The sequence below is a fragment of the Thermococcus gorgonarius genome (genome assembly GCF_002214385.1).
Classification (GTDB): domain Archaea; phylum Methanobacteriota_B; class Thermococci; order Thermococcales; family Thermococcaceae; genus Thermococcus; species Thermococcus gorgonarius.
This window is the reverse complement of the sequence record NZ_CP014855.1, coordinates 837,555-855,915: the sequence shown is the minus strand read 5'-3', so window position 1 is coordinate 855,915 and position 18,361 is coordinate 837,555. Positions and strand designations below refer to the sequence as shown.

Genomic DNA, 18,361 nt, shown 5'->3' with positions numbered 1-18,361 from the left:
AGAGTTGCTGGGGGGCTTTGAATGGTCAGCGTAATTCCAAGGCTTCAGCGAATAGTGGAGGAGATTGACTTCGATGACCTTCCGGGGGAGTGGAACTCCATCGACCTGAAGAGCTTTTCAAGGGGCAAAACCCTGTGGGGGTTTCAGAGGGAGGCCCTTAAAAATGCCATACGGGTTCTGTACTGCTACTTCAAAGTTGATAATGCCGACAAAAGAAAGTTTTACGCGAGATACGGCCTCAGTTCTGATAAAGACCTTGAAAAAGCGCTGGACATAAGGCTCTCAAACGTTAAGCAGGACGTGAGGCACATCCTGAGCCTGTATTACCCCATCGATGACGGCAGGGTGAGGTTCCACAACTTCATAAACCGGGCCGCTTTCTGGATGGCGACGGGAAGCGGGAAGACACTCGTGATAGTGAAGCTGGTTGAGGTTCTCAAGAGGCTTATGGATCTTGGCGAGATTCCCAAAAGGGACGTGCTGATTCTAACCTACAGAGATGATCTCATAAACCAGCTGAAAAAGCACGTCTCGGAGTTCAACGAGCTGGCTCCGGTCAGGGGGTTCAGGATAAATCTGGTCGAGCTCAGCAGGTACGAGGAGATAAAGAGGGAAAGCCTGTCCCAGCTTTTTAATGAGGTAACTGTCTTCTACTACCGCTCCGACCTCATAAGCGACAGAGGAGGAGAGAAGCTGCTAGACTTCAGAAACTACGAAAATGGGGGGAAGTGGTACATAATCCTTGACGAGGCCCACAAGGGAGACAAGGAGGAGTCCAAGAGGCAGCTCTTCTATTCGATTATGTCCAGAGAGGGCTTTCTCTTCAACTTCTCAGCAACCTTCACGGACCCCAGGGACATCGTTACCACCGCATACAACTTCAACCTGGAGAGGTTCATAAGGGAAGGCTACGGGAAGCATATCTATTTGATCCAGCAGGAAGCAAGGGCTTTCAGGGAAAAAGACGATTACAGCAGGGATGAAAAGCAGAAAATAGTTCTCAAGTCCTTAATCCTCTTGACCTACATCAAGAAAGTGAGGGAAAAAGCCTCTAAACTGGCGGGCAACGTCTACCACGAGCCACTCCTGCTGGCCCTTGTCAATACCGTAAACCTCGGGGCGTCAAAGAAGGAGAAGCCCGATCTGGTAATGTTCTTTGAAGAGATCGAAAGGATCGGGAGGGGAGACGTCGATCCAGCAGTCTTTGAGGAGGCAAAGCATGAGCTCCTGCGGGAGTTCTCGGAGAGCCCGCGTATGGTTTACGAGGAGGTTCCCCTGGTCGTTGATCGGGATCTCCTTGGGGGGATAACCCTAAAGGACGTGCTCAGGTACGTTTACAACTCCGAGGGGTTTGGCAAAGTTGAGGCCATTCTGATTCCAGGAAGGGGGCAGGAAGTGGTCTTTAAGCTTAAAACCAGCAACGTACCATTTGCGTTGGTTAAGATCGGAGATGCCCTGAGGTGGATCCGTGAAAACCTCAGGGGCTACGAAGTCGTTGAGAGCTACACCGACGAGAGCGTTTTCGAAAACCTGGATGAAAGGGAAGAGATAAGCATCCTTATGGGTTCGAGGGCGTTCTACGAGGGCTGGGACTCAAACAGGCCCAACGTCTTGCTCTTCATCAACATAGGCGTTGGAGCAGATGCTAGAAAGTTCGTCGTCCAGTCTATTGGGAGAGGAGTAAGGATAGAGCCTCTTAAAGGTAGAAAAAGAAGGCTTGATGCCCTTCACAGAAGTGGCGAAGACGGGGGTCTGTTCGAAAAAATAGGTGGCTTTATACAACCACTGGAGACGCTTTTCGTGTTCGGCACCAGTAGAAAAGCCCTGTCTGAGGTAATGGAGACCCTAAAGGCCGAACGCGGTTTTTGGGAAACTCTCCGGCTCTTGAAGAATCGCGTCCTTGAAGATAAGCCCCTCCTAATACCTCTCTTTAAACCTTCCCGGAGAACCCTCTTTGAGGAAAAAACAACTGAGAGGTTGGTTCTTCCAAAAACAACTTTCGAGGCTCTCAGGGAGTACCTGACAAAGACTGACGAGAGGGTTCTCATAGCAAGGCATGGTCTTTCCCCTTCTCTGGTTGCCAGAATGAGGGAAACCCTCACAAACCCGGAAAGGTACTACAGGATCGTTAACGAGGGAAAAACCGTCCCGATCTCTATCGTTGTTAAGCAGCTGGCTTCCCATTTGAGCACAACCGTTGAAGAGTTCGGCGGATTCAAACCCCTTGAAGACGAGATAGTCCACTTCGAGAAAATCGGAGTCTCCTTGGGGTCAGAGAAAGAACTCGAAGAGCTCAGGCGGAAAATAGGAAAAGTGCTGGAGTCCTATGGATCTGGTACCTCCGTTGAGGAGGGATTCAGGGAGCTGAGGATAAAGGCCCTCCCCAACCATTATTACGTCCCGGTAATCGTTTCGGAAGACGAAAGGGCCGATTACATAAGGCACATCGTAAAGACTGGGAGCGAGGTGGAGTTTCTCAATGATCTGGAGGAGTACTTAAAAGATAAACCAATGGAAGGGGCATTCGACTGGTGGGCCTTCAGTAAGATAGAAGAGCACCTTGATCGGGTTTACATACCCTACTACGAGCCCAACGCTGGAAGGATGAGAAAGTTCAAGCCGAATTTCGTATTCTGGTTTGCCCGGGGAGAGGATTATATCATAGCCTTTGTCGATTCCAAGGGAACCGCACACACTGCCTTCGAGCACAAAGCTAACTGGTTCAGAAGGTTCTTCGGGGATTCCGAAGAACCCAGAGTTTTCGGGTACAATGGCCTAAAGGTTAGGGTTCTCCTTTACCTCTACAACCGGAGAGGAGATAGGGTTTCCGATGAATACCGGGATCACTGGATAACGAGTGCCGGAGAGCTCTTCGAAAGGGTGAAAAATATCATCAGCTCTCACGGATGAGGCCTTTCAAACTTTTGCCTGGCTGAGGACCCAGAGGCCGATTGCAACCAGGAGGACTCCAGCAACCACTGAGAGCTCGGCCGAATGCCTCACCATCGTCCTTGAGAACTCCTTGCTGTCCCTTAAACTGCCCATGGCAAACAGGATGACCAGCAGGGGGAGAACGAATATTATGTTGTAGAGGGCCAGCAGGAGGAACACCAGCGTCATGGATGAGCGGGCTATAACCGCCGCATAGACCAGATAGGGCCCCGCCGAGCACGGCAAGAGCGTTGTTGAGACGCTTATCCCGAGTATCAGGGCCCCCAGAACCGTTGTGTCGGCCGAGAACATTTTCTTCCTCAGGGCCTTCTTGTCCCCCGTCCTTGAACGCTCCGCTATTCCCGTTGCTATGGTGTAAATTCCAAAGGCTATGGCAAAATAACCGGCCCATTCGAGGGGTATTTTTCCAGCAACCAACGTCAGCCCCAACCCCAGCGTGTAATATGAGATATAGACAGCCCCCACGAAGGAGAGACCAACTAGATAAAGGCGTTTCTTGCCGACGCCCTTGACCGAGAGAGCTATCAGGAAGAGGGTGTAAACCGCGAATGTGCAGGGATTTACTGAGTCCGTCATGGCCAGTGTGAAAAACTGAGGGATGAAGTCAGGCATACCAATGGCCGAGAGCGCCAGGGCGCTCACCCCAAAGGACAGCAGGATTATGAGAAGTAGATACTTGAGCTCCCTTGTTTTGGCGATTTTTTGAAGCTTCATGCTTTAACGTAAAGCAGGGAAGATTTTAGGCTTTTTCTAAACCGGGGGTTTAAAACCTTTGGGCAATTCTGTCCTTAACCTATGGTTTAGGAAACCCATAAATTCTCCAGGAGGGAGTTCTCTCTGGTGAGAAAGAATGATGATAGCAAAGCCTTGCACGACCATGAGGGGCATAGTGATCGGTGTTTACTCCTGGGAGAGGCCGATAAAGATAGACCTGACGAAAACGGCCCAGTGTCTCAAGGAGAGGGGCTACACCGTCAAGAAGCTCATCCCGGGCATGATGCTCATCCTTGAGATGGATGGCTACGAGACGAGCGTCTATCCGAGCGGGAAGATAATAATCAAGCTGCTCGACGACGCGAACAAGGGCAGGGAGATGGCGACCGTTGTGTATGACTGCGCCGGGGTTCTGGAGGTGGTATCATGAGGATTCCGGAAGATGTTAGGAAGGACATCCCGCTGACCAGCGAGGTCATCTACTTCGACAACACCGCCACATCACTCACGCCGAAGCCTGTCATAGAAGCCATGGACGAGTATTATCTGAGATACCGCGCCAACGTCCACCGCGGGATACACCGCCTTTCTCAGATGGCGACGCATAAGTACGAAGAGAGCAGGAAGGTCGTGGCTGACTTCCTCAATGCCAAGTTCGAGGAGATAGTCTTCACGAAGAACACGAGCGAGAGCCTCAACCTGGTCGCTCTCGGGCTGGAGCATCTCTTCAAGCCAGGAGATAAGATAGTTACGACTCCCTACGAGCACCACTCGGATTTACTCCCATGGCAGAGGCTGGCAAAGAAGAAGGGCCTAAAGCTGGAGTTCATAGATGGGGATGACGAGGGCAACCTCGATTTGAGCGATGCAGAAAAGAAGATAAAGGGAGCCAAGCTCGTCGCCGTCCAGCACGTCTCCAACGCTCTCGGCGTTATCCACGAGGTCGAGGAGCTCGGAAAGCTCGCTAAGGAGGAGGGAGCTATATTCGTCGTTGACGCCGCTCAGAGCGCGGGACATATGGAAGTGGATGTTAAAAAGCTTCACGCCGACTTTTTAGGCCTTTCAGGCCACAAGGGGCCGATGGGACCGACGGGGATAGGCGTTCTTTACATAAGCGAGGAGTTCTTTGATACCTTCGAGCCGCCACTCATCGGGGGCGGGACGATCGAAGACGTTGATCTCGACGGTTACAAGCTGACGGAGCCACCTGAGCGCTTCGAGGCGGGGACGCCAAACATCGGCGGGGCGATAGGCCTCGCAGCCGGAATACGCTACATCCAGAGGATAGGGCTCGACAAGATCGAGAGGCAGGAGCGGAAGCTCGTGAAGCGCATCACCGAAGGTTTGGACGAGCTGGAAGTCCCGTGGTACGGGCCGAGGAACCTGAAGAAGCACGCCGGTGTTGTGAGCTTCAACGTTCCACCGCTTCATCCTCACGATGTTGCAGCAATACTCGATGAGCACAACATTATGGTCCGTTCCGGCCACCACTGTGCCCTGCCAGTTATGAAGAAACTCGGGATAAACGGCACTGTCAGGGCTTCCTTCCACGTCTACAACAGCATCGAGGAAGTTGAGACCTTCCTGGGAGTGATGGAGGAGCTTGTAAAAAGTTTGAGAGGTTAGAGGGGCATTTCGCCCCATTCCACGTCTATGGTCTCAGGCGTGCGGTAGATGAAGGCTCCCTGGCCCTTGTGGACGTGCTTTCTCATCGGGCCTGGCGGAACTCCACTTGCTTCGTAGACTAAGCTCTGCACATCTGGATCGTGATAGAGGAGCAGAATCGGGCCGGACATGTTCAGCAGGGAATCCAGGGCGTACTCGCTGGCGACCACGGTTACCCTTTTGAGGGCCGGCTTTGTCAGGAGGGGAAGTCCCGCGCCTCCCGCGGTGGTATAGGTCAAAACGGCCGCATCATTGAGGCCTACCATCACCTTTCTCCTCTTCTCGACGGCCGCCGACAGGATAAGGAAAGCGTTTCCAACGAGGGTTATGCTGTGGGCATCTCCAAAGTCCACAAGGATGTTCTGGCCGAGTTCCGGAACTTCACCCGAGTAGAGGAGCTGGTCTAAGGCAGTGTAGCTCTCCGCGATTACCTCCGAGTATTTTTGCCCTGCCTTTAACGCCTCTGGAACACTCCCGACTTTTCCTGCCAGTATATCCGAGTAGAGCATCTCCGTTAGCGTCCTGTCAAGGCCGTAAATCGTCTGGACTATCGTGGCGGCTGTGTAGAAGTCGAAGTGGCCTTCACCTGCGAGCTTTATGGGGTCCAGACCGCTGGGCTTCGTGTCCTGAATTCTGAGAACTGTATCAAAGCCTTCTTCACTGAAACTTCCCTTCGTGTCGAAGATGATCCTGGAGTAGTCTTTCTCCATGTATTTTCCGGCCAAATGTTCCAATGCCTTGTCTGGCCACTCGTCCATACCGAAGACCTTCAGCGTCCTGCCGTGATAGGCCGGGTCGTAGAAGACGTCCTCGCCTTCCTTTTCAAAAAGTCTGACGGCTATGTTGCTGTATCTCACGGATATCACCACTAAAAATATAAGGAGGAGGTATAAACGGGTTCCGCTCAGATGACCTTCACTATCCTCTCCATCCAGGGGCTCACCCTGACCTTTATGTATCCCCTAAGCTTTTCGTCCACTTCTCTGTCGCCCGTGTAGACCCTGATAAAGCCATTCCGGACTTTTGAGGGTGTGGCGACGACTATTATGTTCTCCTTGGGGATGTGCCTCAGAACTTCCGCGGAGAACTGCTGGTTTCCCCTGCCAAAGAGGAAGTTGAGGCCGCCGATGACCGTGACAACGATTTTCGGGTTCCGATCAACAAACCTGAGGAGGTCTTTCTCGGTCGCGTCCTTTACGAGGAGTCTGGCCCTTCCATCCTTAACCTCAACGACATCGACGCCGAGCAGCGTTCCGTCTATTCCAAGCGCGTCCTTTATCCTCTTTATCGTTGAGCCAGATCCGAGGAAGTAAATCCCGTCGTTCTCGAGTATCTCCTCCGCAAGGGCCTCAGCTATGGCTTCAAGCTCGCCCTCCTCATCGAGGGGAACCCCCTCCTTGCTCCCCTGAACGAGGGTCTCAACCACCGGAACGATGGCCTTCCCGTAGGTTCTGGCCTTAACCTCGTCGTGCCTGTAGGCTTCTTCGTCTATGTCCCTGACTTCCCTCTCCTCAAGCCCTGCCCTTCCTAGGATGAACTCCACTAAAACCCTCGCCGCGTCCTCCGGCGATGCGGCAAAGACTCCTGAGTACATCTTGACGCCGGTGGGTATTCCCAGGATGGGGACTTTCTCATCGACGGCTTCGACGACGTCCCTGGCAGTTCCGTCGCCGCCAGCGAAGAGGAGCAACTCGACTTTTCCCAGCATGCTCTTCGCGAGTTCCTTTGTGTCCTCTGAAGTGGTGTCTGGGATTCGGATGCCTTCAACAAGACGATACCCTATCTCCCTGTGCCGGATAACCTCGTAAGGAAAATCGAACTCCCTCAGAACATCCTCCCCGAGCGGCCCCGGACCGGTTAGAAACTCAATTTTCCGAGCCTCTTCGTAGTGTGTCAATTCACCAAGAAACAGCCTCACGAGGTCAGCGGCTATGGGCCTGGCTCCACGTTTTATGGCCTCTTCCACAACTCCATCGGTGCCTTTGAGGGCAACTTTTCCCCCCATTCCGGCTATCGGGTTGACTATGAGTCCAACGCGCATGGTTTCACCTCATGTACTTCCTCGCAAACACCGTCAGGAAGACCGCCCACATGAACATTCCGAAGAGCGCCTCGACCGATGCTATAGCCCTCCCCACACCTATTGGGTGGTAGTCACCGTAGCCGAGTGTGGTGGCGGTTACGATGCTGAAGTACTCGTAGTCGAGAAAGCCCAGCTGACCCGAAATGCCCTCAACGCTGGCCGTGAGGAGGAAGAGGATGGGGAAGAAGACGTTGACGGCCGCGAGCCATAGGAGTATTGGCCTCTTCCAATCGGTTCCGTACTTACAGGTTAAATCCGCAAAGAGCCACTCAAAACCTACTTCCATCCAGTTAAGGAGCTTTTTCAAGCCTTTCCTTCTTGATTTGAGCTTCGTCTTTCTTTCCGCCAGCATCTCGAGGTAGTAGTATCTATCAGCGATTTCCCTGTCCCCACCTTTCTCCCAGCTGGTTCTTGCCAGGCGGTAGAAGAGTTTTTCAGCTTGAGGATTATTGAACTGGCATTCGTCGACTATTATAAAGCCCTTGACCTCCAGTTCTATGGGCAGGTTTGGCAGTACGGTGATGCTCCACGTGCTGTCCGTTACAATAAAGCTCTTTTTGATTATCAGGTTGCTCTCGATTCGGACGTGGATAAACTCCGGTGAGAAAAGTCTGCTCCTCCTTATTTCAATGTGTCCGAAAACTTCGAGGTTCTCAAGATGGAGGCGACCGTAGAAATCCGCCACAGTCAATCTAACTCTCCTCTTATACCTCGGGGAGATATCGAAGCTGATGTCCTTTATAATAAGGGTCTCGGCACGGACAGATTTTTCCTTCCTCTCGGAAACGTCTATACCGTGTTCCTTAAGGATATCCCTTAAGAGCGGATATTTGGTGTTTATCCCTATTTTTCTAACACCAGTTAATCCGGATAGTTCAATGTTTCCTATCACTTTCTCTGTCTCGCTGTAGGCTTTCTCCTCGCTTTCCTTATCGCTTTTTCTGTACTGGGTCGAGTTTATCATCAGGTACCTTACTTCCGAGTCTCTGACCGTAATATGTCCCGAGAACTCGGTCCTCAAAATGTTCAGGCCAAAGATAGACGATCCTTTGATAAATATGGTCTCGACCGACGATTCAAACGTGACAACCCTCTCCAGCTTTGAGTTTATTAGGATAAGCCCTTTAACAGACGAGCCATCCAGGATTAGGTTTGTTATCTTGGAGTTCTTGAAAACCAGCACCTTCTCACTGGTGTAGCCTGTTATCTTTACATCGTAGAGGTCAACCCCCTCAAAATAGGACTGCCCAACCTTCAACCTCTTCTCGAATGCCTTTTCTTTTATCTCCCTTATCTTTTCGCCGTAGAGGGTCTCGCCTTCCTCCCGGGGGATGTGGAGCGGGCAGAACTTAGAACCTTCAAGGGGTTTCAGCCTGCACTTTTTTCCGTTTTCATAGGTGTATTCACACATGGGTTAATCCCCCGAGAGCTTTTCATATATCAGAACGTCCACAAAGCCCTCCTCCGGGATGAACTGATGTTTACTTAACCTCCCCGCGAGCTTAAAGCCGTTCTTTTCCAGTACTCTTATCGAAGCCACGTTGGGCTCGAAAACCCTCGCGTAGACTTTAATGAGGTTGAGCCAGTTGAACGCGTACTCTAGGATCAACTTAACCGCCTCGCTTGCATAACCCCTCCCCCAGTATTCGGGACCAAGGATATAGCCGACCTCCGCGTTTCTGTTCATGAAGTCTATCCCGTGAAGGCCGATTATTCCAACCAGTCTCTTCTCACCGCTTTTTATGATTGCGAAAACCTTTTCTTTATCCTTGTTTCGTCTAATGGTCTCGTACCATTCCAGTTCGTTTTCATAGAAGAAGACCTCGTGGGGCTTTGAGAGATACCGCCTAACGTTTCTGTCGTTGTACCACCTCCACAGGGTGGGCAAATCGTCCCGAAGAAGAACTCCAAGTGACACTTTATGGCCCCTCATGACTATAGGTCTCATTGCCTCACCGTAAGTTTAAAAGCACGCACACCTATTTAACTTTGATGGAAAGGGAGAAACTCATCAGGACGGTCTCGGCAATATTCCGTGCGGCCGGCTTTAAGACCGCCCGCATCGAGCTTAGAGGGGGTTGCTTTGACGTAGTTGCGAGTAGGTTGTTCTTTCTCCTCTTCGTAAAGGTTGTGGGAAACATTGATACCGTTAGTGAGGAGCAGGCCAACGACTTGAAGAGACTTTCTAAAGTCTTTGGGGCATCTCCTTTAATAGTGGGCCTTAGAACGAAGGGCGGGGAACTTGAAGAGGGAGTTGTTTACGAAAGGTTTGGGATAAACGCCCTCAGGCCCGAAACTCTCTACCAGGTTCTCCTTGAGGGAGAACTGCCAGTAGTCTTCGCTGAGAGAGGCGGGTTTTACGTTAGGATCAATGGGGAGCTTTTGAGGGCTTTAAGGGAGAAGCATGGGTATTCCATAAACGAACTCGCCCAACTTCTCGGAGTTTCGAGAAAAAGCCTTCAGAACTATGAGAGAGGGGAGCAGGCCGTTTCCCTCGACGTTGCCATCAGGATGGAGGAAATTTTCGACGAGGCGATAGCAGAGCCTATAGACATACTACGGGCCAGGGTGGAGGCAGATCTCTCCTCTGAACCTGAAACACCGCTTGAAAAGGAAATATTTGAAAAGCTAGAGAAGCTTGGCATGGGGGTCGTCAAGATAAAGCGGGCCCCCTTCAACGCGCTTTCTAAGGAGGACGAGTTTACGATTCTGACCGGGATAGACGAGAGAAAGACCAAGTCCACTGTGAGGAGGGCAGAGATGGTGGCAGAGGTCGGCAGGGTGATAGACAGCGAAAGTTTCTTCGTTCTGGAGCGAACCAAAACGGAGGTTGTCTCCGAAGTGCCGCTGATACCCAAGGAGAGTCTAAACACAGTCAGGGATGTCGATGAGCTGATAAGCATGATTGAAGAACTGAAAAAAAGCCTGAAGCAGGCGGTTGCCAAGGATTTCAGCCGAAGATAACCTTCTTCCAAACCCTTTTCAGGTCGCTGACGTACTTGGCAGGCGATGCTATCATAACCGCCCACCTTGGTGTCTGGCGCCTCTTGAGGGCGTTGGCCAGAGGGGTAACCTTCGTCAGCGGCTGAACATCGCCGTTCTCAAGGAGAACCCCTATTTCAGTCGCCTTAAGCCTTGGTTCGCTCAACATCAGGTCGGCTACACTGAACTCAAGGATAACCTCTCCCTCTTTCGCCCCAACCGCATCTGCCAGGGCCCTCTCAATCTCCTGGCGCTTCTTAACGTCCCTGTATGCGGATAGTAGGGTTCTCTTTTCTTCCTGATTAAGCGAATCTGCGCTCTCAAGAACGGCCGCTTTGTAGAGATCGCGGTATTTTATCCTCTTTACAATCTCTGAAGGAAATCCTTCGAGATCCTCCAGCTCTACCAGGACTCTGCAGTCTATCATCTTCCAGAAGTCCCAGAGGTGGCCCTCTTCAAGGGCAAACTCCAGAGCCCTGGTAAGCATCCCCTCGGCTATCTTCACAGTGTGGTGGAAGTAGACGCGGGAATACATAAGCGAGCGCGCCACCATCATGCCCTCGACGGCCTCAACGCCTTTCTCCTCAACCACCAGTTCACCGTTATGAATCGTCAGAACCTTAAGGAGTCTCTCCAGGTCAATTATCCCGTGGGCAACACCGGTGTAGTGGGCATCGCGGATGAGGTAGTCTATCTGGTCGACATCGACGTCGCCATGGAGGGCCTGGCCGAGGTATTTCTTCGGGTGTTTTCCGAATATGAGGTTGGAAACCTCTTCCGGCGAAATCCCGTTTTCTTCGAGGATCTCGGGTATCTTTCCGCCGCCATTCCCATCGGTTATGTCGATTTTGCCAAGGATTATGTCTTGGCCCAGGCGCATGTGGTCGTGCTCCTTTACGTAGTGCTTGTAGATGCTCTCGAAGGTGTGGCTGAATGGCCCGTGCCCGATGTCGTGGAGGAGCGCGGCTATTTCAAGGATCAGCCCTTCGTCCTTCTCCAGGTTTAGTTCATCGCTTAGCCTTCTGGCAACGTTCCAGGCTCCGAGCGAGTGCTCGAAACGGGTATGGTTTGCCCCGGGGTAAACCAGATAGGCAAGGCCGAGCTGTTTTATGTTTCTCAGCCTTTGGAACTCAGGCGTTTTAACGAGATCAAGGATAACGCCTGAGATCTTCATACTCCCGTGAATCCCGTCATGGATTATTTTTCCTCCCATTCCTCTCACCTGAAAAAAGCTTAGGAGGGTTATTTAATTTATTTTCGGTCATTTGTACTTCCCCTCAAGCTGCATCTGCCTTATCTTGGCCGTCAATCCTTTCTTGGGCACTCTATCCTCTTCTAAGATTTCTCCGGTTTTTGTGTCCAGTCTCGCATAGTAGATGTACTCACTGCCAGATACTTTTATGTTCATGTAACCCTTGTCCTTGTAGTGCGTTATTCTCTCCGTGTTCAGGTTATCCTCGCCGTACTTCTCCTGGACGTGCCTGTGGTACAGATCCTCGAGGGCTCTCTCCGTGAACCTGGCCTCTACCTTTAAAAGCCCTCCAGTGCCCCTATCGAGGGTCAGCGTTCCAACCTTCGTCACTCCGGTGAACTCTGCTGTCCAATTATCGGAGAGCACGAGGGATTCAACCTTGGCCTCTGGATCGATTTTTTTGGCTTCTTCCTCCGCTATTTTCTCGGCCAGTTCTCTCTTCAGAACCCTGTCCTTTTCCTTCAGCATCTTGCCGTCCTTGCTGAGAAGTACCTTGATTTCCTTCGAGTGGTCCTCTATTTCCACAACGTAGTTGTCGTTTTCCTCGGAGATGTTCTTTAGAGTGTAGCCGGGATACCTCTCAAGAACGAGCCATCCGGCTCTCTCGGGGGATACCTCAACGTAGTAGTCAAGAACATCCCCGGTCGCACCGTCTATTTTAACCTTCGCAACCCCTGATTCTCCCGCAAGGGTTACCTCCAGGTATTTGTGCTCGATAACCCTGTATTCCTTGGGTTCAAGCCGTGAAACCGGAAAGTTGCCCTTAACAAACTTCTTGGCCTTTTCAAAAGCTTCAGTGGGTGATGGAAGGCTCCTGACTTCCCTTGCCTCCCCGTTCTTCAGATCCACCCCAACGACCACTATTCCTTCGTCTACGAGCAGATCTGCAACGGCTTCTTTTCTTGTTTTTCGAGGGACAGTACCTCCCCAGATGGATAGAGGGACTTTAGAAGCTCTTCCAAGGCCTCGTCGCTCATTAAAGTTTCAAGTCCAACCAGCTTCCCGGTATAGGGATTGAAAACAACCTCAAATGAAAAGCGTCTCGTCTTGCCCAGGACTTTAAGTTTTCTCTCGCCGCTCTTGACGTTGATTTCCTCAGGCTTTTCTCCGGTTTCTTTCTCAACGATACTCCTTGCCTTTTTCAAAAAGTATCCCTCGGGGAGCGGTTCTAGTGAAACGTCTATTTCACCGGTTCTGAGGTTCACCCTGGCCTCTCCCCTGTTTTCTCCCATCTTAAGCTCCATAAGAGCCATTACTGGCAGATAAACCTTTCTTCTGTCTATTATTGACACATGATTTTCTGAGACCCCCTTCTTTTCAGCCACGAGGCTTTTCAGGATCAGAGCAACTTCGCCGGGACTTACCGGATTCTGTATCCGTCTCTCGGTGGCCCGTATTACTGCTCTCTCATCGAGAAGAGCTTTTTTCAGCGGTGTGGAAAGTTCTCTGTCTTCCTCGGCGTTCAGCACGACATCATCCTTTGAGAAGATTATGGCTTTTCCACCCTCCTTTTCTGTCCCCGTGAGTTCCCAAGAGACAATGTAAGCGGTAGAAAGTTCCAGTGAAAGGGAAACGAGTTCTATCTCATTTGGTGAAACTGGGTAATTCCTGGTCAGATGCTCTGAAACTCTCTTCATGAGTTCTGCATGTGAGAAATCGTAGAGGAGGGGTGCATCAAGTTCGAATTCCTCCAGTTTTACCTCCTTCTCTTCCTTCTCCGGAGTAAAAAACTTTTCGGCCCCTTCCGGGACTTTAACACCGTAGTTGTTCAGCAGGGATGCGAGCTTTTCCCCATCCCAGGGTATGATCCTGCCAAGGTAGTCCCGCGACATCAAGAGCTTGGCGTCCTTTGTGAACCCTGCGGGCGAAACAAGGACTCCCTTGTGGGCCTTGTGTCTGTCGACGTTCTGAGCGAAAAAGTTGGCATCTTTTGAGCTTGCGAGTCCCCTATCATGCACTAAAAGGATGAGCTTTTCTGTTCCCGCTATTGGATCTTCCCTGATGGCCACTATGTCAGCGCCCCACTTTCTTTCATTTGAGACCTTCTCGTAGTTCTTAAACCCCATTCTCCACAGAAGCTCCGAAATGGAATCCAGAAGGAGGTCTTTTGGAAGTCTCATGATAAGATCCGCGCTCCATGACATTGTCCTCATCACACAATGATACATCCGCACAATATTATAAATCCCTTTCCATTCAGCCTGTTATCACCCTCGGTGTTCAGAATACTTTTTAACATATACAAGTTCATTGAATGTTGATAAAGTTACATCGGTGGGCAAGATGTTCAGGGTCGATGATCTTTTTTACGAGGAAAAGACCGTGTTTCTGAGGGTTGATCTGAACTCACCAATCGAAGATGGGAAGATAACCAGTGATGCCCGCTTCCGTGCAGTCATTCCGACGATTAAATACCTCCTGAATGAGGGAGCAAGGCTGGTCATAGCCACACACCAGAGCAGGCCTTATAACGGAGACTACACGACGACGGAGGAGCACGCCGAAATACTGGGCAAGCTGCTGGGACAAGAAGTGGAATACGTTGAGGACATCTTTGGGAGATACGCCCGCGAACGTATACGCTCACTGAAGGCTGGAGAAGTTCTTATGCTGGAAAACCTCCGGTTCGCTGCGGAGGAGGTCTTCTACAAGCCGCTCGAGGAGTGCGAGAAAACGTTCTTTGTGAGAAAATTGTCCCCACTGATTGACAATGTTGTAAACGATGCCTTCGCCTCCGCCCATAGGAGTCAGCCCTCTCTGGTGGGCTTTGCCCGCCTAAAACCAATGGCCATGGGGCTTTTGATGGAAAGGGAGGTAACGGCCCTTGAGAAGGCCTACGAAAGGGGAGAAAGGCCGAGGGTGTACGTCCTTGGTGGGGCCAAGGTTGATGATTCGCTTAAGGTTGCGGAAAACGTCCTCAGAAGTGGAAGGGCCGACCTTATTTTGACCGGCGGGCTTGTAAGCCAGGTCTTCACTTTGGCCAAGGGCTTCAATCTCGGCAACGCGAACATTGAATTCCTGACAAAGAAGGGCCTTCTCGAACTCGTCGATTGGGCCGAAAGAATACTCGATGAATTCTACCCCCTGATAAGAACCCCCGTCGATTTTGCAATTGACTACAGGGGGGGAAGACTTGAAATCGACCTGCTAAGCGAGGAGAAGAGATTGTTTGATAGCTATCCGATCATGGATATTGGCTCTAGAACCGTTGAGAAGTACAGGGAGATACTGCTTAACGCAGGAACGATAGTGGCCAACGGACCAATGGGAGTGTTTGAGAGGGAGGAATTTGCCGTGGGAACCGTCGGAGTTTTCCGCTCCATTGGGGAGAGCAAGGCCTTCAGTGTTGTGGGGGGCGGCCACAGCATAACCAGCATTCAAAAGTACGGAATAAAGGGAATAAGTCATATCTCGACTGGAGGAGGTGCGATGCTTAGTTTCTTTGCGGGAGAAAAACTCCCGGTTCTGGAAGCGTTGAGAATAAGCTACGAGAAGTTCAGGGAAAAGATCAAGCGAAAAGACCGGAATTTGTGAAATCCCTTCTAGATTACTAGTTTTCCGGCTTATTCCTCCATTTTCCCTGTTAATCCCTACCTCCACCAGGAGAACTAACTTCACACCCTATATTGAGGTCTTCCCATGACTCTCGTCAGTGTATCCTCAACATGTCGATTTAAGCAAGGTCTCCGGAAAGTTGAAAGCTTCCTGCCGTTATGAGAAGGTGGTGATAGCAGTGAGGGTTGTGTTGAAGCCCCTCTTTAATGTCGAGCTCCCAGCCGGCTTCGAGGAAATACTCAGGTCAAAGCTGATAAAGAGAGAACTCAGAACCGGCGAAACCGTGGAGGTTGACCTGCTTGGAAAACCACTCCAGTTCAAGGTTCTCCTGGCCGAACCATCCCCGTTAAAAGTTGACAGCTCTACTAGAATCGAAGTCTCGACGGGGGAAGTGAGTGAGATAACGCTGGATTTTGGATTTGATATTCAAGATGCGATTCCATTTAAGGGCGGCATTGTGATCGTTCTTGGGAGCGAGGTTCGAATATTGAACTGGAAAGGACAAAAAGTTTATAGCAGAGAGTTCGAGAATCTGAAGAAGGTTAGGGTAGCCGAAGGAAAGGTGGTGGTAGTTCATGGTGACAAAATCACAATCATTGAGCCTTGAGGGATTTACTTTCCGGGAAAGCTGGGAAGAAAAGAAGAAAAGGGCCGAAAAAATTGTTGACCTGCTCATTAAAACCTATCCCCGGGAGAAGCTCCTCATAGGTGACCCCTACAGGACTCTAATCCACTGCATCATCTCCCAGCGCATGAGGGATGAAGTAACCTACCGCGTCTGGGAGGAGCTTTTCAAGCGCTATAGGGACATTGAGACGATAGCGGCAACTCCAATCGAGGAGATGCAGGAGTTCCTGAGAAAGCAGGGAGTTGGGTTGTGGAAGACGAAGGGCGAGTGGATCGTTAAGGCCTCCCAGATAATCTTGGAGAAGTACGGCGGGAAGGTTCCGGATGATATAAACGAGTTGATGAAGCTCCCTGGAATAGGGAGAAAGTGCGCCAACATAGTCCTAGCGTACGGCTTTGGGAAACAGGCTATACCAGTTGATACCCACGTTAACAGAATAAGCAAGCGCCTCGGCCTAGCTCCTCCCAGGGTTGCCCCCGAGAAGGTTGAGGAGTACTTGGTGAGGCTCATTCCCAAGGAGAAGTGGATATACGTCAACCACGCGATGGTTGACCACGGCAGGAGCATCTGCAGGCCGATAAGGCCAAAATGCGACGAATGCCCGCTGAGAGAGCTGTGTCCCTATGCCAAGGGCCTTGTAACGGACGACGACATAAAGGGAAACGGGAGAAGAAAAGGCTAACCCTGGACCTCTTCCATTTTGATGTCCGTTATCTTCGTGTGGAGGTAGAGTGGGCCGCTACCAATGCCGTTTATCGAGGCAACTATCTCGACCGGGAAGGGAAGCTCTCTGGCGACGAGGGTGTACCCGTTGGCCGGAAGGGCGCCCATGAAGCTCCCGCTCCAGCTGACGTTGTAGAGCTTGAAGTCCATCCCGGCCAAGCTGACCGTACCGTCCGGCGAGACCGTGTATCCGTTCCCGTTTGATGAAAGGTCTTCAACTGTCACGACGTCCCCATAGATCCCGCCCGCGAAGCCGTTGTAAACGTCCCAGAGCTGGTCGAAGGGGCTTTCTCTTATCTCGGCACCGCAGTTCGGGTCTCCGCTCATCTCCCCTGTGTTCTCATCGTAGGAATATTCGCAGGAAGACCCTGTTATGACGACCTTTTCAGGTGAACCGCTCTCGGTGAGCTGGAAGGCTGAGGGCACCCAAAGAACCCATCCCGTGTATTCCTCAAGCCCGCTTGAAATGACTTCGAACTTGTAGGTAGAGCCGTCGTCCATGTTAACTATCGCGTAGACCTTGTAGCCGTCATCTGTCTTTGTATAGCCGCTCTCCATCGTGTAGTGGACCTCCCCCCCGGATGTTTTATACGTGATGTCGTAGGTGATGCCCTTAACCACGTAGGCGGTGCCCCCAATCTCTATCGGCTCCGAGGTGTCCCAGGCGAGCTTCCAGTTCTCGGAGCTCTCGGACGGAGTTTCCGTCTGGGTGTTGGTCTCGGTTTCCGTCCCCGTTTCCGCCCCTTCACCTGGAGACGTTGGCTCCTCTATGCTGACTTCTATTCCGCCGAACTCCCTCTCAAGCTTTATGTCCTCGATCTTGAGCTTCGAGTAAACCTTGGTTCCCGAGCTCAGGTCTACGAAATTCCCCTCTGTTTCTATCGGCACTGGTAGAGAAGGCGCTATCGTCGCCCTCCCCTGCATGCTCACTCCACCCAGGGAATAGCTCCACTCGACGTTGCTGACCCTGAAGGACTTGCCGTCCAGGGTTACGCTTCCGTCGGGGGAAATCTTGTAGTGGTAGCCCATCCCCATGAAGGAGAAGGTGTACTCATCTTCCTTCATCAGATCGTGCCCTTCCAGACCGCTCCAAGCTCCAGAGCTTATCAGTGCCATCCATGCCTGTGTGATGTACCCCCCTATGTTTTCGAAGACGGACTCTATGTCGCCCGCAGTATGGGGAAGCTCTGAGTACTGCCCAACCGCGGCGGGGTTGCTCCAGTAGAAGTAGCTGTCCCCGCTCTTGGCCTCCGCAACCACGCTACCCCCTGTGCTTAGGGCACCGAAATCAGGCAGTGGGTTGAGGAAGTACTGGTCGGTGTCTTTGGTTCTCTCCTTGACCATGACGACGTACTCAAAGGGCTCGGTGACGTTCGGGTCGTTGATGGGGGTAATTTTTCCATAGTAAGTGAAGAGGTTGAACTCGCCGAGGTCTTTTTTCTCCCCGTTCTCCTCAGAGTAGACGTGCGCCTTGATGTAGCCCCTCTTCTTCTCCACTTCGTAGGTGTGCTCTCCCTCTCCCGTCTTTATGGTGAACGTGTATTTAACCTGGGTTATGTAGTAATCCTTTCCGTCAACCGTAACCGGGTTGTAGGCGTCCCAGGGGCTCTCCCATGTCGTCGAGACTGTCTCTTCTCCGGAAGTTCCCCCGGACGTGCTCCCCGAGCTACCGCTTGATTCGGAGTACGTTTCGGAGGGACTACTTTCGTTTCCACCTCCTCCGAGACATCCGCTGGAAATAACTCCAAAAAGGAGGACGGCAACCAGCAGCAGTGCTAGGTTACGTTTTCCCATACAGCAAACCTCC

General features: G+C 51.5%; 16 protein-coding genes. 7 read left to right on the top strand and 9 right to left on the bottom strand.

From position 1 onward, the window contains the following. Window positions 1-21: 21 nt before the first annotated feature. Complete coding sequence (locus A3K92_RS04815; RefSeq protein WP_088885181.1) at window positions 22-2,910, top strand: DEAD/DEAH box helicase family protein; 2,889 nt, start codon at window positions 22-24, stop codon at window positions 2,908-2,910. Window positions 2,911-2,916: 6 nt separating this feature from the next. On the opposite strand, the gene A3K92_RS04810 is transcribed toward A3K92_RS04815, so the two are convergent. Continuing rightward, complete coding sequence (locus A3K92_RS04810) at window positions 2,917-3,666, bottom strand: cytochrome c biogenesis CcdA family protein (protein WP_088885180.1); 750 nt, start codon at window positions 3,664-3,666, stop codon at window positions 2,917-2,919. Window positions 3,667-3,802: 136 nt separating this feature from the next. Between A3K92_RS04810 and A3K92_RS04805 the strand changes: the two genes are divergently transcribed. Both A3K92_RS04805 and A3K92_RS04800 read left to right on the top strand, forming a co-directional pair. After that, a complete protein-coding gene (locus tag A3K92_RS04805; protein WP_088885179.1) occupies window positions 3,803-4,096 on the top strand; it encodes a hypothetical protein in 294 nt (97 codons plus the stop codon). Next, window positions 4,093-5,292, top strand: coding sequence for a cysteine desulfurase (locus A3K92_RS04800; RefSeq protein WP_088885178.1), 1,200 nt, complete (start codon window positions 4,093-4,095; stop codon window positions 5,290-5,292). Before A3K92_RS04805 ends, A3K92_RS04800 begins: the two co-directional genes overlap by 4 nt. Here A3K92_RS04800 and A3K92_RS04795 read toward each other — a convergent pair. From A3K92_RS04795 to A3K92_RS04780, 4 genes are read right to left on the bottom strand one after another with little or no spacing between them, the layout of a single operon-like run. After that, the gene (locus A3K92_RS04795; protein WP_088885177.1) at window positions 5,289-6,188 is read right to left on the bottom strand and encodes a hypothetical protein; all 900 of its coding nucleotides are present in this window, start codon (window positions 6,186-6,188) and stop codon (window positions 5,289-5,291) included. The genes A3K92_RS04800 and A3K92_RS04795 overlap by 4 nt on opposite strands. A 47-nt stretch (window positions 6,189-6,235) precedes the next feature. After that, window positions 6,236-7,372: an ATP-NAD kinase family protein gene (locus A3K92_RS04790; RefSeq protein ID WP_088885176.1), complete on the bottom strand. Its 1,137-nt coding sequence runs from the start codon at window positions 7,370-7,372 to the stop codon at window positions 6,236-6,238. Window positions 7,373-7,376: 4 nt separating this feature from the next. After that, window positions 7,377-8,825: a potassium channel family protein gene (locus A3K92_RS04785; RefSeq protein ID WP_088885175.1), complete on the bottom strand. Its 1,449-nt coding sequence runs from the start codon at window positions 8,823-8,825 to the stop codon at window positions 7,377-7,379. A 3-nt stretch (window positions 8,826-8,828) separates the two neighbouring features. Further along, window positions 8,829-9,362 (bottom strand): GNAT family N-acetyltransferase, encoded by a 534-nt coding sequence (locus A3K92_RS04780; RefSeq protein WP_088885174.1) that lies wholly within the window; start codon window positions 9,360-9,362, stop codon window positions 8,829-8,831. Window positions 9,363-9,406: 44 nt separating this feature from the next. On the opposite strand from A3K92_RS04780, the gene A3K92_RS04775 reads away from it, so the two are divergent. Then, the gene (locus A3K92_RS04775) at window positions 9,407-10,378 is read left to right on the top strand and encodes a transcriptional regulator (RefSeq protein WP_088885173.1); all 972 of its coding nucleotides are present in this window, start codon (window positions 9,407-9,409) and stop codon (window positions 10,376-10,378) included. On the opposite strand, the gene A3K92_RS04770 is transcribed toward A3K92_RS04775, so the two are convergent. The 3 genes from A3K92_RS04770 to A3K92_RS09590 are packed head-to-tail and all read right to left on the bottom strand — an operon-like array spanning window position 10,365 to window position 13,801. Beyond that, on the bottom strand, window positions 10,365-11,609 hold the full coding sequence (locus tag A3K92_RS04770; RefSeq protein WP_088885172.1) for an HD domain-containing protein: 1,245 nt from the start codon (window positions 11,607-11,609) through the stop codon (window positions 10,365-10,367). The genes A3K92_RS04775 and A3K92_RS04770 overlap by 14 nt on opposite strands. 48 nt (window positions 11,610-11,657) lie before the next feature. After that, on the bottom strand, window positions 11,658-12,497 hold the full coding sequence (locus A3K92_RS09595) for a hypothetical protein (protein ID WP_232460835.1): 840 nt from the start codon (window positions 12,495-12,497) through the stop codon (window positions 11,658-11,660). Between the two features lie 23 nt (window positions 12,498-12,520). Next, a complete protein-coding gene (locus A3K92_RS09590) occupies window positions 12,521-13,801 on the bottom strand; it encodes a restriction endonuclease (protein ID WP_232460834.1) in 1,281 nt (426 codons plus the stop codon). 130 nt (window positions 13,802-13,931) lie between these two features. On the opposite strand from A3K92_RS09590, the gene A3K92_RS04760 reads away from it, so the two are divergent. From A3K92_RS04760 to A3K92_RS04750, 3 genes are all read left to right on the top strand, one after another. Then, complete coding sequence (locus A3K92_RS04760) at window positions 13,932-15,182, top strand: phosphoglycerate kinase (RefSeq protein ID WP_088885171.1); 1,251 nt, start codon at window positions 13,932-13,934, stop codon at window positions 15,180-15,182. A gap of 199 nt (window positions 15,183-15,381) precedes the next feature. Beyond that, window positions 15,382-15,810 carry a DUF6849 domain-containing protein gene (locus tag A3K92_RS04755; RefSeq protein WP_088885170.1) on the top strand — a complete coding sequence of 143 codons (429 nt, stop codon included), beginning with the start codon at window positions 15,382-15,384 and terminating at the stop codon, window positions 15,808-15,810. After that, window positions 15,779-16,513 carry an endonuclease III domain-containing protein gene (locus A3K92_RS04750; protein ID WP_088885169.1) on the top strand — a complete coding sequence of 245 codons (735 nt, stop codon included), beginning with the start codon at window positions 15,779-15,781 and terminating at the stop codon, window positions 16,511-16,513. The genes A3K92_RS04755 and A3K92_RS04750 overlap by 32 nt, the downstream gene beginning before the upstream one ends. Here A3K92_RS04750 and A3K92_RS04745 read toward each other — a convergent pair. Then, window positions 16,510-18,348, bottom strand: a complete 1,839-nt coding sequence (locus A3K92_RS04745) for a hypothetical protein (protein ID WP_088885168.1) — start codon at window positions 18,346-18,348, stop codon at window positions 16,510-16,512. The genes A3K92_RS04750 and A3K92_RS04745 overlap by 4 nt on opposite strands. Window positions 18,349-18,361: the final 13 nt, after the last annotated feature.

Bases quoted from the DNA above. Each gene is read 5' to 3' on its own strand.
- A3K92_RS04815 (WP_088885181.1), top strand. From the start codon at position 22: ATGGTCAGCGTAATTCCAAGGCTTCAGCGAATAGTGGAGGAGATTGAC.
- A3K92_RS04810 (WP_088885180.1), bottom strand. From the start codon at position 3,666: ATGAAGCTTCAAAAAATCGCCAAAACAAGGGAGCTCAAGTATCTACTT.
- A3K92_RS04805 (WP_088885179.1), top strand. From the start codon at position 3,803: ATGATGATAGCAAAGCCTTGCACGACCATGAGGGGCATAGTGATCGGT.
- A3K92_RS04800 (WP_088885178.1), top strand. From the start codon at position 4,093: ATGAGGATTCCGGAAGATGTTAGGAAGGACATCCCGCTGACCAGCGAG.
- A3K92_RS04790 (WP_088885176.1), bottom strand. From the start codon at position 7,372: ATGCGCGTTGGACTCATAGTCAACCCGATAGCCGGAATGGGGGGAAAA.
- A3K92_RS04785 (WP_088885175.1), bottom strand. From the start codon at position 8,825: ATGTGTGAATACACCTATGAAAACGGAAAAAAGTGCAGGCTGAAACCC.
- A3K92_RS04780 (WP_088885174.1), bottom strand. From the start codon at position 9,362: ATGAGACCTATAGTCATGAGGGGCCATAAAGTGTCACTTGGAGTTCTT.
- A3K92_RS04775 (WP_088885173.1), top strand. From the start codon at position 9,407: ATGGAAAGGGAGAAACTCATCAGGACGGTCTCGGCAATATTCCGTGCG.
- A3K92_RS04770 (WP_088885172.1), bottom strand. From the start codon at position 11,609: ATGGGAGGAAAAATAATCCATGACGGGATTCACGGGAGTATGAAGATC.
- A3K92_RS09590 (WP_232460834.1), bottom strand. From the start codon at position 13,801: ATGAGGACAATGTCATGGAGCGCGGATCTTATCATGAGACTTCCAAAA.
- A3K92_RS04760 (WP_088885171.1), top strand. From the start codon at position 13,932: ATGTTCAGGGTCGATGATCTTTTTTACGAGGAAAAGACCGTGTTTCTG.
- A3K92_RS04750 (WP_088885169.1), top strand. From the start codon at position 15,779: ATGGTGACAAAATCACAATCATTGAGCCTTGAGGGATTTACTTTCCGG.
- A3K92_RS04745 (WP_088885168.1), bottom strand. From the start codon at position 18,348: ATGGGAAAACGTAACCTAGCACTGCTGCTGGTTGCCGTCCTCCTTTTT.